Source organism: Pantoea sp. GM_Pan_3 (assembly GCF_026541045.1).
GTDB classification, from domain to species: domain Bacteria; phylum Pseudomonadota; class Gammaproteobacteria; order Enterobacterales; family Enterobacteriaceae; genus Pantoea; species Pantoea anthophila.
The window spans coordinates 32,767-48,355 of the sequence record NZ_JALNVA010000002.1; the positions used below are offsets into that span (position 1 = coordinate 32,767).

13 protein-coding genes are annotated in these 15,589 nt (G+C 59.3%); 7 read left to right on the forward strand and 6 right to left on the reverse strand.

Annotated elements, in window-relative coordinates; translation table 11 throughout:
- Positions 1–16 precede the first annotated feature (16 nt).
- From glnD to OXR04_RS08060, 3 genes are all read left to right on the forward strand, one after another.
- The gene (gene glnD, locus OXR04_RS08050) at positions 17–2,671 is read left to right on the forward strand and encodes a bifunctional uridylyltransferase/uridylyl-removing protein GlnD (protein ID WP_150028609.1); all 2,655 of its coding nucleotides are present in this window, start codon (positions 17–19) and stop codon (positions 2,669–2,671) included.
- Positions 2,672–2,752: 81 nt separating this feature from the next.
- Positions 2,753–3,577 (forward strand): 2,3,4,5-tetrahydropyridine-2,6-dicarboxylate N-succinyltransferase, encoded by an 825-nt coding sequence (dapD, locus tag OXR04_RS08055; RefSeq protein ID WP_267369828.1) that lies wholly within the window; start codon positions 2,753–2,755, stop codon positions 3,575–3,577.
- A 224-nt stretch (positions 3,578–3,801) separates the two neighbouring features.
- Entirely contained in the window at positions 3,802–4,194 is a 393-nt protein-coding gene (locus OXR04_RS08060) for a DUF3461 family protein (protein ID WP_009092005.1), read from the forward strand.
- Between the two features lie 60 nt (positions 4,195–4,254).
- Here the strand turns inward: OXR04_RS08060 and OXR04_RS08065 are convergent, their stop codons facing one another.
- The 3 genes from OXR04_RS08065 to dgt form a co-directional block, all read right to left on the reverse strand.
- Positions 4,255–5,412 (reverse strand): CdaR family transcriptional regulator, encoded by a 1,158-nt coding sequence (locus OXR04_RS08065; RefSeq protein ID WP_009092007.1) that lies wholly within the window; start codon positions 5,410–5,412, stop codon positions 4,255–4,257.
- A 184-nt stretch (positions 5,413–5,596) separates the two neighbouring features.
- On the reverse strand, positions 5,597–7,039 hold the full coding sequence (degP, locus tag OXR04_RS08070) for a serine endoprotease DegP (protein ID WP_267369826.1): 1,443 nt from the start codon (positions 7,037–7,039) through the stop codon (positions 5,597–5,599).
- Positions 7,040–7,173: 134 nt separating this feature from the next.
- Complete coding sequence (gene dgt / locus OXR04_RS08075; RefSeq protein WP_267369824.1) at positions 7,174–8,664, reverse strand: dGTPase; 1,491 nt, start codon at positions 8,662–8,664, stop codon at positions 7,174–7,176.
- 92 nt (positions 8,665–8,756) lie between these two features.
- Here dgt and mtnN point away from each other — a divergent pair, with 92 nt between their 5' ends.
- The 3 genes from mtnN (at position 8,757) to OXR04_RS08090 (ending at position 10,615) form a co-directional block, all read left to right on the forward strand.
- Positions 8,757–9,455 carry a 5'-methylthioadenosine/S-adenosylhomocysteine nucleosidase gene (gene mtnN / locus OXR04_RS08080; protein WP_046101257.1) on the forward strand — a complete coding sequence of 233 codons (699 nt, stop codon included), beginning with the start codon at positions 8,757–8,759 and terminating at the stop codon, positions 9,453–9,455.
- Positions 9,448–10,242 (forward strand): vitamin B12 ABC transporter substrate-binding protein BtuF, encoded by a 795-nt coding sequence (btuF, locus tag OXR04_RS08085; protein WP_154928392.1) that lies wholly within the window; start codon positions 9,448–9,450, stop codon positions 10,240–10,242. The genes mtnN and btuF overlap by 8 nt, the downstream gene beginning before the upstream one ends.
- Positions 10,243–10,363: 121 nt before the next feature.
- Positions 10,364–10,615, forward strand: coding sequence for a hypothetical protein (locus OXR04_RS08090; RefSeq protein WP_009092016.1), 252 nt, complete (start codon positions 10,364–10,366; stop codon positions 10,613–10,615).
- A gap of 30 nt (positions 10,616–10,645) precedes the next feature.
- Here OXR04_RS08090 and erpA read toward each other — a convergent pair whose 3' ends face one another.
- Positions 10,646–10,993 (reverse strand): iron-sulfur cluster insertion protein ErpA, encoded by a 348-nt coding sequence (erpA, locus tag OXR04_RS08095; RefSeq protein WP_009092018.1) that lies wholly within the window; start codon positions 10,991–10,993, stop codon positions 10,646–10,648.
- Between the two features lie 203 nt (positions 10,994–11,196).
- Between erpA and hemL the strand changes: the two genes are divergently transcribed.
- A complete protein-coding gene (gene hemL / locus OXR04_RS08100; RefSeq protein ID WP_267369822.1) occupies positions 11,197–12,477 on the forward strand; it encodes a glutamate-1-semialdehyde 2,1-aminomutase in 1,281 nt (426 codons plus the stop codon).
- A 253-nt stretch (positions 12,478–12,730) separates the two neighbouring features.
- Here hemL and fhuB read toward each other — a convergent pair whose 3' ends face one another.
- Together fhuB and fhuD are read right to left on the reverse strand one after the other, a co-directional pair.
- The gene (gene fhuB / locus OXR04_RS08105; protein ID WP_267369861.1) at positions 12,731–14,710 is read right to left on the reverse strand and encodes a Fe(3+)-hydroxamate ABC transporter permease FhuB; all 1,980 of its coding nucleotides are present in this window, start codon (positions 14,708–14,710) and stop codon (positions 12,731–12,733) included.
- A complete protein-coding gene (gene fhuD, locus OXR04_RS08110; protein ID WP_046101254.1) occupies positions 14,710–15,588 on the reverse strand; it encodes a Fe(3+)-hydroxamate ABC transporter substrate-binding protein FhuD in 879 nt (292 codons plus the stop codon). The genes fhuB and fhuD overlap by 1 nt, the downstream gene beginning before the upstream one ends.
- Position 15,589: the final 1 nt, after the last annotated feature.

The following is a 15,589-nucleotide window of genomic DNA, read 5'->3' on the forward strand; positions in this document are numbered from 1 at the left end:
AAAAGAGAAGAGCAGCATGAGCGTGAGCCTGTCGGAAGAGGTAAAAAACGGTCTGGTCGATTCACCGGCCGAATGGGGTGACGATCAGCTGACGCGCGAGCTGCTGAAGCCGCGGCTGGAGCAGTTCCAGCAGCATCTGGCTGCAGCGTTCGACGCCGGTGAAGCCGTGGAACAGCTGATTGATGCCCGCACGCTGTTTATCGATCGGCTGCTGCGCCGCCTGTGGCGCTTCTTTGGCTTCGATGCGATGCCCGCCATCGCGCTGGTGGCCGTGGGCGGCTATGGGCGGGCCGAACTCCACCCGCTCTCTGACATCGATGTACTGATCCTCAGCCGTCAGCCGCTGGATGAGCAGGCGGCGCAGCGCACCAGCGAACTGCTGACCCTGATGTGGGATCTCCGGCTGGAAGTGGGCCACAGCGTGCGCACGCTGGAGGAGTGTCTGCTGGAGGGGTTATCTGACCTCACCGTCGCCACCAATCTGATTGAGTCACGCATGCTGACCGGCGACGTGGCGCTGTTCCTGGAGTTGCAGAAGAACGTCTTCAGCGACGGCTTCTGGCCCTCATCCCGCTTTTTTGCCGCCAAAATCGAAGAGCAGCAGGAGCGCCACAAACGTTATCACGGCACCAGCTACAACCTTGAGCCGGATATTAAAAGCAGCCCCGGCGGCCTGCGTGACATTCATACGCTGCAATGGGTCGCCCGACGCCATTTCGGTGCCACCACGCTGGATGAGATGGTCGGCTTTGGCTTTCTCACTGAGGCAGAGCGCAGCGAACTCAACGAATGCCAGGCGTTTCTCTGGCGCATCCGCTTTGCGCTGCACCTCTCCCTGCCCCGCTACGATAACCGCCTGCTGTTTGATCGCCAGCTCAGCGTGGCGCAGCGCCTGAACTATCAGGGCGAAGGCAACGAGCCGGTCGAGCGGATGATGAAGGATTTCTACCGGGGTACGCGACGCATCGGTGAACTGAACCAGATGCTGTTACAGCTGTTTGATGAGGCGATTCTGGCGCTCTCCACCAATGAGAAGCCCAGACCTGTCGATGACGACTTTCAGCTGCGTGGCGACCTGATCGACCTGCGTGATGAAACGCTGTTCACCCGTGAGCCGCAGGCGATCCTGCGCATGTTCTACGTCATGGTGCGCAACGAGAACATCAAAGGCATCTACTCCACTACGCTGCGTCACCTGCGCCATGCCCGCCGCCATCTGAAACAGCCGCTGTGTCAGATCCCGGAGGCGCGCCGCACGTTTATGTCGATTCTGCGCCACCCTGGCGCGGTCAGCCGGGCGCTGGTGCCGATGCATCGCCACAGCGTGCTGTGGGCCTATACGCCGCTGTGGGGCCATATTGTCGGCCAGATGCAGTTTGATCTGTTCCACGCCTACACCGTGGATGAGCACACCATTCGCGTCCTGCAGAAGCTGGAGAGCTTTGCCAGCGAGTCCACCCGTCCGCAGCATCCGCTGTGCGTCGAGCTGTGGCCGCGCCTGCCTCAGCAGGAGCTGCTGCTGATGGCCGCGCTGCTGCATGACATCGCCAAGGGGCGCGGCGGTGACCACTCGATTCTCGGCGCACAGGACGCGCTCGACTTCGCGGAAATGCACGGCCTCAACTCGCGGGAAACGCAGCTGGTGGCCTGGCTGGTGCGCCATCATCTGCTGATGTCGGTCACGGCTCAGCGGCGCGATATTCAGGATCCGACGGTCATCCAGCAGTTCGCGGAGGTGATGCAGAACGAAAACCGGCTGCGCTATCTGGTCTGCCTGACGGTGGCCGATATCTGCGCCACCAACGAGAGCCTCTGGAACAGCTGGAAGCAGAGCCTGCTGCGCGAACTCTTTTTCGCCACGGAGAAGCAGCTGCGTCGTGGCATGGAGAACAGTCCGGATCTGCGCGAGCGGGTGCGCCATCATCGTCTGCAGGCGCTGGCGCTGCTGCGGATGGACAATATAGATGAGGAGCGCCTGCATCAGATCTGGAACCGCTGCCGCGCTGACTACTTCCTGCGCCATACGCCAAATCAGATCGCCTGGCATGCCCGCCATCTGCTGGTGCATGACCTGAAGAAGCCGCTGGTGCTGGTCAGCCCGCAGGCCACGCGCGGCGGAACGGAGATTTTTATCTGGAGCCCCGATCGCCCCCACCTGTTTGCCGCTGTCGCCGGTGAACTGGACCGCCGCAATCTCAGCGTCCATGACGCTCAGATCTTCACCAGCCGCGACGGCATGGCCATGGATACCTTTATTGTGCTGGAACCCGATGGCAGTCCGCTCTCCCCGGATCGCCATCCGATGATCATTCAGGCGCTGGAGCAGGCGATAACCCAGTCGCAGTGGGTGCCGCCGCGCACCCGCCGACCGTCAGCCAAACTCCGGCACTTCAGTGTGGACACCGAGGTCAACTTCCTGCCGACCCACACCGACCGGCGCAGCTACCTGGAACTGGTGGCGCTGGACCAGCCGGGTCTGCTGGCCCGGGTTGGTGAAGTCTTTGCCGATCTCGGCGTTTCACTGCACGGCGCGCGCATCAGCACCATCGGCGAACGGGTCGAAGATCTCTTTATTCTGGCCAACAGTGAGCGGCAGGCGCTGGACGAAGAAATGCGCAAAGCATTGCAACAACGGTTGACAGAGGCCCTTAATCCAAACGATAAAGTGTGACCAGACACGATTTATCATCCTCTATTTTTATTTGTGCCGGGAGAGTGCCCGGCATTGCACATGACCGATCAGGAAAAAAATATGCAACAGTTACAGAGCGTTATCGAATCCGCCTTTGAACGTCGCGCGGACATTACCCCCGTCAGCGTTGACAGCGAAACCCGTGATGCCATCAACCAGGTGATCGCCCTGCTGGACAGCGGCGAACTGCGCGTTTCTGAAAAGATCGACGGCGAGTGGGTAACGCATCAGTGGCTGAAAAAAGCAGTGCTGCTCTCTTTCCGCATCAACGACAATCAGGTCATGGAAGGGGCAGAAACCCGTTTTTACGACAAAGTCCCGATGAAGTTTGCTGGCTGGGATGAGGCGCGTTTTAAAGCCGCCGGTTTCCGCGTGGTGCCGCCTGCGGCTGTGCGTCAGGGTGCGTTCATTGCCCGTAACACGGTGCTGATGCCCTCTTATGTCAACATCGGCGCTTTCGTGGATGAAGGCACCATGGTGGACACCTGGGCGACCGTCGGCTCCTGTGCGCAGATCGGCAAAAACGTTCACCTCTCAGGTGGCGTGGGAATCGGTGGCGTGCTGGAACCGCTGCAGGCAAACCCGACCATTATCGAAGACAACTGCTTCATTGGCGCACGCTCTGAAATCGTTGAAGGCGTGATTGTTGAAGAAGGCTCCGTGATCTCAATGGGCGTCTATATCGGTCAGAGCACCAAAATTTATGACCGCGAAACCGGCGAAGTGCATTACGGCCGCGTTCCTGCCGGTTCGGTCGTCGTTTCCGGTAACCTGCCGTCTAAAGATGGCAGCTACAGCCTCTACTGTGCGGTGATCGTGAAGAAAGTTGACGCGAAAACCCTGAGCAAAACCGGTATCAACGAACTGCTGCGCAACATCGACTGATGTCAGTGACGGGCTGGAAACCAGCCCGTCATCTTTTCTTTACAGCCATTCCAAATCAACCTGATTCGCGCCGCGAAGGAACGGGTGCGTTTAGATTTCATCCAGGTCATAATCCGCGCCAGTTAAATCCTGTCGCGCAATGTTCATCCCGCTGATTTATGTCTACAGTTGTCTGACGTCATGAACAAGACTGCGCGCTTCTCACTTTTGATGGAAACAACGCCATGTATGACAATCTGAAAAGCTTAGGAATCAGTAATCCGGACGACATCGATCGCTACAGCCTGCGTCAGGAAGCGAATAACGACATTCTGAAAATCTACTTCCGCAAAGATAAAGGTGAATTTTTCGCGAAAAGCGTCAAATTCAAATATCCGCGTCAGCGCAAAACCGTCGTGGCCGATCACGCGACCCAGGGCTATAAAGAAGTTCAGGAGATCAGCCCGAATCTGCGTTATGTCATCGACGAACTGGACCAGATTTGCCAGCGTGACCAGGTTGAAGTGGATCTGAAACGCAAAATTCTGGATGACCTGCGTCATCTGGAAAGCGTGGTTTCTCACAAAATCAGTGAGATTGAATCGGACCTGGAAAAATTAACCCGTAACGGTCGTTAATTCCCTGCCCGACCGGAAAGGCCAGCACTGCTGGCCTTTTTTATGCCCGCTGTTTGCGTGTTATCCCTGCTCATCCAGCTGCAGCGCCACATAGAGCAACAGCCTGTCATCAAACTGTCCCAGATTAAGCCCGGTCAGTTCAGAAATCCGGTTCAGCCGGTACTCCAGCGTGTTGCGATGGATAAACAGCGCGCGCGCAGTGGCGCCCGGCTGCACGTTATGGGTAAACCAGGCCATCAGCGTACGACGCAGCAGGCCGTTGTTATCCATGCTTTTAAGCTTTGCCAGTGGCCGCGCCAGCTCATTCGCCTGCCAGCCGCCTCGCAGGCTGTCGAGCAGCACCGGCAGCACCAGATCCTGATAGAAGTAGCTGCGTAATCCCGGCATCCGCTGCTTGCCTACCATCATGGTGGTGCGGGCGGTGCGATAGGAGCGCGCAATGCTGCCGGGCCCGGTAAAAACATTGCCGAGTGCAATACGCATCCGCAGATGCCCACGCTCTTTCATCCGCTGCAGCAACTGCTCGATGCGGCGGCGATGATCCTCCTGATCGTGGCGTCCATGCGCATTCAGGGCGGGTTTCAGCACCACCATTTCGGTCAGCGAAACAATGGCGATCAGATTATCGCGCTCCGGCGTGGTTAGCAGTGTCTGCAGCTGCTGCAACTCTGACATGGCGCTGTCCACGCCGAGCTGGCCGCTGTCCACCTCGATGACAGCGGCAACGCGAGGCTGATTGAGGTCGATGCCGAGCCGCTGCGCCCACTCGGTCAGCTGCGGCGACAGCGTGTCACTGCGGATCAGATTCAGCACCAGCTCTTCACGCAGGCGGCTATCCTGGGCCAGCATGTGCAGCAGCCGCGCCTGCTCCAGCATCATCTCTGCCGCCATACAGACCAGCTCGCCATAATGACGCAGCGACAGCGGTTCGCCGGTCAGGCCAATCACACCCGCAATATCGCCATCCAGGCGCAGCGGCAGGTTGATGCCTGGCCGCACGCCGTGCAGATGTTTAGCCACGGCGTCATCAATGTCCACCACGCGTCCCTGAGAGAGCACCAGCAGTGCGCCTTCGTGCAACTCTCCAACGCGTTCAGGATCGCCGCTGCCAATGATGCGGCCCCGCGCGTCCATCACGTTGACATTGCTGTCGATAATTCTCATGGTGCGCGCCACGATATCCTGCGCCAGCCGGGCATCAAGGTGATAGGCAGCCATCCATTACTCCTGAAAAAATAGGGGAGCAACAGAATACGCAGGCGTCGCACGCGGAGCATTGTGCAATTGCACAGAGGCTGGCGCTGATTTCCCGGATTTGCGGTCACTATCACACTCTGCCACGGCGGAGAGCGGGCATAAAAAAGGCGGACCGCAGTCCGCCTGAGAGGTTATTACGCGTCGCTTACTGCATCAGCAGATAGAGCGTATTGTCACCACGCTTCACGTTCAGCGCCAGAACCGACGGTTTGGTGTCGAGGACTTTACGCAGCTCGCCCAGGTTGGTCACCACCTGCTGGTTTACGCCCTGAATCACGTCGCCCTTCTTCAGGCCGATACGCGCCGCGGCACTGCCCGGTTTGACGTTATCCACCCGCACACCTTTGGCACCCGCTTCGATGTTGCTGAGATCGGCGCCTTCAATGCCGGTGTAGATGGTCGCAGACTGAACTTTCGCCTGGCTGCTCTGCTGCAGCTGGACAGAGACGTCGAGCGGCTTGCCGTCACGCAGCAGTCCCAGCTTCAGCGTAGTGCCCACCGGCAGTGAGCCCACTTCCGCACGCAGCGAGGCAAAGCTGCTGAGCGGTTTGCCGTTCATGGAGACGATCACGTCACCGGCTTTAATCCCCGCTTTGGCGGCAGCTGAGTCCGGCAGCACCTGGCTGACAAAGGCACCGCGCTGTGCGTCCACCTTCATCGCTTTAGCCAGCTCGGAGTTCAGCTCTGTTCCCTGCACGCCCAGCTCACCCCGTTTCACCTGACCAAACTCCACCATCTGCGCCGTCAGGTTTTTCACCATGTTGCTGGGGATAGCAAAGCCGATACCGATGTTGCCGCCATCCGGTGCCAGAATCGCGGTGTTAATTCCGATCAGCTCACCGTTGAGGTTAACCAGCGCGCCGCCGGAGTTACCCCGGTTGATCGCCGCATCGGTTTGAATAAAGTTCTCATAATTTTCCACGTTCAGGCCGCTGCGTCCCAGCGCAGAGACGATACCTGACGTCACGGTTTCACCCAGTCCGTAAGGGTTACCGATGGCCACGGTGTAGTCACCCACACGCAGGCTGTCAGAGTCGGCGATCTTCACCGCGGTCAGGTTTTTGGCGTCCTGCAGCTGCACCAGCGCAATATCAGAGCTCGGATCTTTGCCAATGACCTTGGCGTCATAGCGACGGCCATCGCTCAGTTGCACCTGAATTTTGGTGGCGTTGTTCACCACGTGGTTGTTGGTGACCACATAGCCTTTTTCGGCGTTAATGATGACGCCCGATCCCAGCGCGCGGAATTTCTCTTGCTGGGTATCCGGGCCTGGCGCTCCGCCGTTACCGCCTGCTCCACCGTCCTGGCACATTGGTGAGCCCTGGAACGGCGAGCCGTCCTGACAGAAAGGCGAATTGTCGCCAAAGAATTGCTGAAACTGTTGTGGCATGCGGGGAGTTTTAACCGTGGTGGTGCCCTCGACGCTGATACTGACCACAGACGGCATGACCTTCTCCAGCATTGGAGCCAGACTTGGCAGTTGCTGGCTATCTGAAGAGGCCGTTTGCGCAGCAGAAACAGTAACAGGGGCGAACGCCATGCTCAGGCTTAACGCCAGCGCACTTAATACTAAGGTCTTTTTTTTCATTTTTCGTTTCTCTGTAAGATTACTGTTCAGACCATTGCTGTGGTCGAAAGGTGAGATAAATGTTTTAGCGCGAAGTTCCTTAAAAAGTTTCAGGAAAAAGTAAAAATTTATTCGCGCTCTTTACAATTGGCGGCTTATTCTACGGCCATCAGCCGCCGGTACTCATCCCAGGCATAGAGATCGGTCATGCCGCTGATATAATCCTGAATAAGGCGGAAGCGATAATAACGCTCCCACAACAGCCGCTGATATTTATGCTCCACCACCAGGTTACGCATCTTATGTAAATACGCTTTGCGGTGTTTACCGGAGAGCTTATGAAAAAGCCGGGTTTCGATGGGATGCTGACGCAGGAAATCTTCATTTATCAGCGTGGTAAAGGCTTCGTAATTGAGGCGCATCAGCGGCTGATAGATCTCCAGCAGGCCCCTGATGACCCGGTAACCCTGAAGTTCCAGCTGCTCCACTTCAGAATGGTTAAAGACCTGCTGACGGGCGACGGTCTTAAACAGCTGCAGCAAACGCCCCTCTTCACCCTCATCTTCCAGCAGCGCATGGTTGAAACTGCCGTCGAATATGGCAGGCAGATTATCAACAAAACGCTTGACCGCATAGCTGACCAATACACTCTGAACATTTACGCGTAATGACATAAAAAATTGATCGCTGCGGCTGCGGCGTTTTTTATTACAGGCTTCACGCCAGGCTTCGCCAATCGTCCGGCTGAAAGCATCATTATTTTTAACCGGCCCCCAGGCTTTATTGAGAAATTCATACAAACTCTCAACATTGAAGATATCTTTTTCTACAGCGTCGTCCAAATCGGCAATACAATAGGAGATATCATCCGCGGCTTCCATTATATAGGTGAGCGGAAAGCGGTGGTGCTCTTTCATATTGGTGGCAGCACGCAGCTCGATAATATAATCCTGTTCAGAGAGATAAAAACCCGGTTTCTTCATCAGGACGCTAAATTCGGCGGGTTTTTCACCCTGCCACCAGGCGGGGGCCGTATATTTCAGGATGCAGGCAACCTGAGAATAGCTGAGATTGAGTTGCAGCAGCGTATGCACCATGCGAATGGCCTGGGCGTTGCCTTCAAAATGGCAGAGATCCTGGCGGATGGTGGCGTTGAGCTGATCAAAAGCCTGACGCTGCGCCTCCCCTTCCACACCGGCCACCAGCGGATCGACCAGTTCGGCAGGCAGATTTTCTTCAAACCAGTCGTTGATCGCCGCCTCGCCAAAGTGGCCAAACGGCGGATTGCCGACGTCGTGCAGCAGACACGCCATCTCTATCAGACTTTCAAACGCTCCCTCTAACTCATCCAGACCATAGTGCGCCAGCCCGCCCTGCATCTTCAGCGTCTGCAGGATCTCTTTGGTGATGTAGCGGCCGGTCTGCTGAACCTCCAGCGAGTGCGTCAAGCGGGAGCGGACGGCGGCGTTGCGCTCCAGCGGGAACACCTGGGTTTTCTGCTGCAGGCGACGGATAGCGGCGGAGTTGATAATCCGCCCGCGGTCGCTCTCAAAATGGCGGGTAATGTAATATTCGCCTTCCGGATCTTTTCGACTGGTATAAGGGCGCGAGAAGCTGATCTTCTTCCTGAAATTGATCGCCGACATGGATTACCCCTTATTTTTTCGTGAATTAATCCCCTGAATGCCATGCTAAACTATGCCCTAATTTTTCATTTTTTACATTAGCGGGACTCACTATGAAAGCAGGCATTATTGGCGCGATGGAGCAGGAAGTCACACTGCTGCGCGACAAAATTGAAAACCGTCAAACGCTGTCGCTGGCGGGTTGTGAAATTTATACCGGCACCCTGCAGGGCGTTGAGGTGGCACTGCTGAAATCGGGCATTGGTAAAACCTCTGCCGCGCTGGGTACCACGCTGCTGCTGCAACTCTGCAAGCCTGACGTCGTGATCAACACCGGCTCTGCGGGTGGATTAGCGCCGTCGCTCAGCGTGGGCGATATCGTGGTCTCTGAAGAAGTGCGTTATCACGATGCGGACGTCACGGCCTTTGGCTACGAGCCGGGTCAGATGGCGGGTTGTCCGGCCGCGTTCGTGGCAGACAGCACCCTCATCGCCGCAGCGGAAGCCTGCATTAAACAGCTTGATCTGAATGCCGTGCGCGGCCTGGTGGTCAGCGGAGATGCCTTTATCAACGGCGCCGAACCGCTGGCGCGCATTCGCAGTCAGTTCCCGCAGGCGATTGCGGTTGAGATGGAAGCGACCGCCATCGGTCACGTCTGCCATCAGTTCCAGGTGCCATTTGTGGTGGTGCGGGCCATCTCTGACGTGGCCGACAAAGCGTCGCACCTCAGTTTTGATGAGTTCCTCAGCGTGGCAGCAAAGCAATCTTCACTGATGGTGGAGAACCTGCTGGCGCATCTGGCGCGTGGCTAAAACCCTGCTCTTCTGCTGGCTGCTGCTGTTGAGCGGCAGCCTGCTGGCTTCCCCACCCCGCGTTATTACCCTTGCTCCCCATCTCACCGAGCTCGCCTTTGCCGCCGGGATCACCCCGATTGCGGTCAGCGCCTGGTCCGACTTTCCGCCACAGGCAAAACAGATTGAACAGGTTGCCGACTGGCAGGGCATCAGAACAGAACGGATCCTGCAGCTTAAACCCGATCTGGTTCTGGCCTGGCGGGGCGGCAATCCGCAGCGGCAGATCGCCCAGTTACAGCAGCTGGGTGTACCGGTTAAGTGGATCGATCCGCGGACGCTGGATGAGATGATCGCGGCGCTGGCCGATCTGGGTCACTGGAGCCCCAGGCCGGAGCAGGCGGCCCGCGCGGCCCGGCAGTTACATCAGCAGGCAACGGCGCTGCGCCAGCGCTATACTCACCTGGCTGCGGTTCCGCTTTTTTTGCAGTTTGGCCAGCAACCGCTGTTCACCGCCGCCAGAGAGACGATGCAGAATGAGATGGTTACCCTCTGCGGGGGCAGGAATATCTTTGCTGACAGCCGCGTCAGCTGGCCGCAGGTGAGCCGCGAGCAGGTTCTGATGCGCCATCCTCAGGCGATAGTGACGGGCGGCGATGCGCAGCAGGCGGAGAATATCCGGACATTCTGGCAGCCGCAGCTCAGGGTGCCGGTGATCGCCATCAACGAGGACTGGCTTAGCCGCCCTGGCCCGCGACTGCTGCTGGCGGCGCAGCAACTCTGTGCGGCCCTGCATCCCGATCGATAAATCAGCGAATTGATTAAAGCCGCCGCACTTTTTGCCGTTAATCAATAACAGAGACGGGCGAGCCACGTATGCTCGCCCTCCTTTTAGCGCCCCGGCGCCTTTTAAACACCAGGAACTTCATATGACCAGAGCACTGCTGCTGGCCATAGGGCTGACGATCGCCGGATCTGCCTGTGCGGGATCGATCACTGGCTCTATAGGCGCCAGGCTTGTCATCTATTCACGCTGTGAAATTAACACGGCACGTGGTCAGCCCGCACCGCAGGTTGACTGTGGCAGACAGGCCAGTGCGCAGCCGCGCATTACAGAGAGCCAGAGCCGGACAGAGGGAAGTCAGAAGCAGGGAATCCGTCTGGTAACGGTAGAGTGGTAAACGAGGCCGTCAGATTGACGGCCTGCATCATCAGATACTGAAAGAGGAGCCACAGCCACAGGTGGTTTTCGCATTCGGGTTGGTCACGATGAAGCGCGAACCTTCCAGCCCTTCGGTGTAATCCACCGATCCACCCACCAGATATTGCAGGCTCATCGGGTCAACCACCAGCGAGACGCCCTGCTTTTCAATCGTCATGTCGCCATCGTTCAGCTGGTCATCAAAGGTGAAGCCATACTGGAAACCACTGCAACCGCCACCGGTGATATAGACACGCAGTTTCAGCGCCGGGTTCTCTTCATCGGCAATGAGGTTCTTGACCTTGTTAGCTGCGGCGTCGGTAAACTGCAACGGCAGTGCTACTACTTCATCACTCATGTTTTACTCCGCTAAACGTCCAGGTCAGAAAACGACCTTAATTACGCTATTATCAGTCAGCACCTCAGCGCAATCAAGCTCTGCCCTTCGCACTCTGTGCCGCTTTCCCCTCTGTAAGGGGCGCTGCGGGTGAAACCACCTTTCGCCGGCTGCCCCTCTTCCGTAGAATGGCACCCTATTTTTCTGAACCGCTGGAGCCGAAAATGAGTAAGTCCGAACAACTGTTTGCCGAGGCACAACGCCTGATCCCGGGTGGCGTAAACTCGCCAGTACGCGCATTTACCGGTGTGGGCGGCGTTCCGCTGTTTATCGATCACGCTGACGGAGCCTGTCTCTATGACGCCGATGGCAAAGCCTATATCGATTATGTCGGCTCATGGGGCCCGATGGTACTGGGTCACAACAATGCGGCGATCCGCGATGCGGTGATCGAAGCGGCCGGGCGTGGCCTGAGCTTTGGCGCACCGACCGGCATGGAGGTGACCATGGCGCAGCTGGTGTGCGATCTGGTGCCGAGCATGGAGATGGTGCGGATGGTGAACTCCGGCACCGAAGCGACCATGAGCGCTATCCGTCTGGCGCGTGGCTTTACCGGCCGCGACAAAATCATCAAGTTTGAAGGCTGCTATCACGGCCACGCCGATCATCTGCTGGTGAAAGCGGGTTCCGGTGCACTGACCCTCGGTCAGCCAAACTCGCCGGGTGTCCCGGCCGATTTCGCCAAACATACCCTGACCTGCATCTTTAACGACCTCGACTCGGTGCGCAGCGCGTTTGAGCAATACCCTGAGGCGATTGCCGCCATTATCGTTGAGCCGGTCGCGGGCAACATGAACTGCATTCCGCCACAGCCTGAGTTTCTGCCGGGCCTGCGCGCCCTGTGCGACGAGTTTGGTGCGCTGCTGATTATTGACGAAGTGATGACCGGTTTCCGCGTTGCGCTGGGCGGCGCGCAGGCTCACTACAATGTCCGTCCCGATCTTACCTGCCTGGGTAAAATCATCGGTGGCGGTATGCCGGTAGGCGCATTCGGTGGCCGTCGCGAAGTGATGGCGGCGCTGGCCCCGACCGGTCCGGTTTATCAGGCGGGTACGCTCTCCGGTAACCCGATCGCGATGGCGGCGGGCTACGCCTGTCTGACTCAGCTTGCACAGCCGGGCACCCATGAGAAACTGGATGCGCTGACCCGTCAGCTGGCTGAAGGTCTGCGTGACGCGGCGAAAGAGCAGAATATCCCGCTGGTGGTGAACCACGTTGGCGGCATGTTCGGCTTTTTCTTCACCGACGCTGACAGCGTGACCTGTTACGCGGACGTGACCCGTTGTGATGTGGATCGCTTCAAAACCTTCTTCCACCTGATGCTGGAGGAAGGCGTTTACTTTGCTCCATCGGCTTATGAAGCGGGCTTTATGTCGCTGGCACACAGCGAAGTGGATATTCAGCACACCATCGATGCCGCGCGTCGTTGTTTCGCGAAGCTGTAACAGGCGGCAGTAGAGATGCAGATCGGCAGTAGCATCCGATCCAGGATCTCACAGCAACACGAAACTCAATGCGCAGGGAACACAGGCAGAGGAGGAAAGCGTCCCGCGCCAGGGATGGCGCGGGCCGAGCGTGTCAGGGATGACGGCTTTTGCGCCTTTCCGATCTGACTGTGTTCCCTGCGCAGGCTCGGTCTGACAGCGAGTCGGACCAGATTTTGTCAATACTCTCAGACCGGCGGCGGCGCCGGTCTTATTAAACTGAACGCCGCAACAGCCAGATGAAGTAAGGTGCGCCTAAAAACGTCGCCATCAGCCCGGCTGGGATCTGATCCGGAAAGGCCAGCATCCGCCCGCACCAGTCCGCCAGCACCATTAACCCCGCTCCCAGCAATCCTGACAGCACCATCTGCGGCAGAGCCCGCCGGAAGCCCAGCATCCGCGCCATATGCGGAGCCATCAGCCCGACAAAGCTCAGCGGACCGATAGTCAGCGTCGCGCTGGCGGTCAGCGCGGCCGCCAGCAGCAGCAGACTCAGCCGCACCGGTGTTAATGCGATGCCGGCCGAGCGCGCGGTGACACTGCCGAGCGGCAGCAGGGTCAGCCAGCGACTGGCGAGCGGCGTCAGCGCGACCAGCACCAGCGCGCAGAGCGCGCTCTGCATCGCCTGACGGCCGCTGATGTTATAGGTCGAGCCGGAGATCCAGCTCAGCAGGTCGCCCATGCGCGGATCGCCACTGGCCAGCAGCAGCATCAGCAGCGTGACAAAGGCGCTGTTCAGCGCCATACCTGCCAGCAGCATCCGCTCCGGCGAGAATCCCCCCCGGCTGGCGACCAGCATAATCACCAGCAGCGTCAGCGCCGCCCCCAGCGCACCGGCAGGCAGCAGCCACGCCAGAGCATCCCCCGGCACGAGAAACATCATGACGACCACACCACAGGCGGCACCGGAACTGATGCCCAGCACTTCCGGGCTGGCCATCGGATTGCCGGTCAGCCGCTGGATCAGGCTGCCTGCTACGCCCAGCATCAGGCCGGTCACCAGCGCAGCCAGCACCCGCGGCGCACGCCACGGCAGCAGTGAATGCAGCATCTCACCTGCTGACCAGCTCCAGCCCTGCGCATCCCGGCCCCCGGCCAGGCCGACCCAGGCCAGCAGGGCCAGCACGGCGATGCCGATCAGCGCCCAGCGCAGCAGATTCTGCCGCTCGGCGGGCACGTTGTCACCCTGATTCAAGGCGGGCGGCACGGAGCCGGTTCGCAGACGCGGCAGCAGCCACAGCAGGATGGGCACGCCCAGCAGCGCGGTGGCTGTACCGGTCGGAATATCACGCCAGTGCGTGCTGAGCCACAGCACGCCGCTGTCCGCCAGCCAGAGCAGCAGCGCACCCGTCAGGGGAGCCAGCATCATCCGGGTGATCAGACGTCTTCCCCCCAGCAGCTTCGCCAGCAGAGGAGCGAACAGCCCGATAAAACCGATGACCCCGGCCACATTCACCAGCTGGGCGCTGAGCAGGATGGCCAGCGCAAGGCCGCCAATGCGCGCCACAGAGAGCGCGAGGCCCAGATTCTTCGCCACACTATCATCCAGCCCCATCAGCGTCAGCGGACGCAGCAGCGCCAGGGCCAGCACAAAGGCCAGCAGCAGGCGCGGCCAGAGTTGCTGCACATTGTCCCAGCTCATCTGATTCAGTGCGCCGGTGCTCCACAGAAACATGTTCTGCAGCTGATCGTGATTGAAGATAGCGAAGATTTGATTGACCGAGCCGCTGTAGAGACTCAGCACCAGGCCGGCCAGAATCAGCGTGACCGGCGACAGGCGCTTGCCCCAGGCCACACCCAGCACCAGCGCCCCCACCAGCACCGCGCCGCTGAGCGCGGCAAACTGCTGGGTCAGCGCGCCGCCGGGCAGATGCCAGAGCGTCGCTACGGTGATCCCAAGCTGCGCCCCGGACGAGACGCCCAGCGTGGTCGGCTCCGCCAGCGGATTGCGCAGGATCTGCTGAAACAGCAGACCGGCCAGCCCCAGTCCGGCACCGACCAGCAGCGCCAGTACGGTGCGCGGCAGCAGGCTGTAGTGAAACACCATCTGCGACAGGTTATCGACAGCCGGTGACCAGAGCGCCTGCGCCCAGTCGGCGGGCGGCAGGGCCTGTTGCAGATTGACCAGCGTCAGGCTGAGCGCCAGCAGAAACAGCAGGCTAAGCAGCAGGAGAGGAAACAGGGCATGGCGCATCATTGCGTCTCCAGCGCGCGTTCCAGCACGCGAACAAAGTGCAGCGCCGAGAGCGTGGCACCGTAATACCAGACCGCCGGAACGCGCTGAAAACGTCCGGCGCGCACAAACGGCAGCGACTGCCACAGCGGACTGCGCATCAGCTGTGCCATATCGGCATCGTTGTCGTGATCGAAGCAGATTGCCTGCACATCCCCGGCCTGCGCCAGCTGTTCGATGCCAACCACCGCGCTGCCCCAGAAGTTGGTTTCGCCCTGCCAGCCATTTTTCAGGCCCAGCAGCGTCATCACTTCCAGAAACAGACTGTTTTTGCCGAAGGTGATGGCATGACGGCTGTCGAGCAGCGACATCAGCAGGAGGGTGCGTCCGGCATAGGGTGCCAGACGCTGCCGCGCTGCCGCCAGCTGAGCGTCGACCTCGCGCAGATGCTGCTCCGCCCGCTCGCTGACCCCAAGCCGCGCAGCCAGCTGGCGCAGCGATGCCCGGGCGGCAGTCAGGGGTTTGCCGTCGCCGCTTTGCAGGTCAAAGCCCATGATCGGCGCGATGCGCATCAGTTTTTCTTTCGAAGGGCCGTAGCCGTTGGAGCAGAGGATCAGCGACGGCTGCATCTGTACCATCAGCTCAAGATTGGGTTCCGTGCGCAGACCGACATCCGTCACGCCCGCCGGCAGCGGCGGCTCTCCGACCCAGATGTTGTAGTTATGCAGATCGGCCACGCCGTAAGGTGTGATACCCAGCGCCATCAGCAATTCGGTGGGTAACCACTCCAGCGCGATAATCCGGCCAGGGTTCGGCGTCGCGGCACGCAGGGGAAGCGCACAAAAGAGTGGCGAGGCCGCCAGTGCCAGCATCAGGCGGCGGCGAGAAAGATCGGGCATC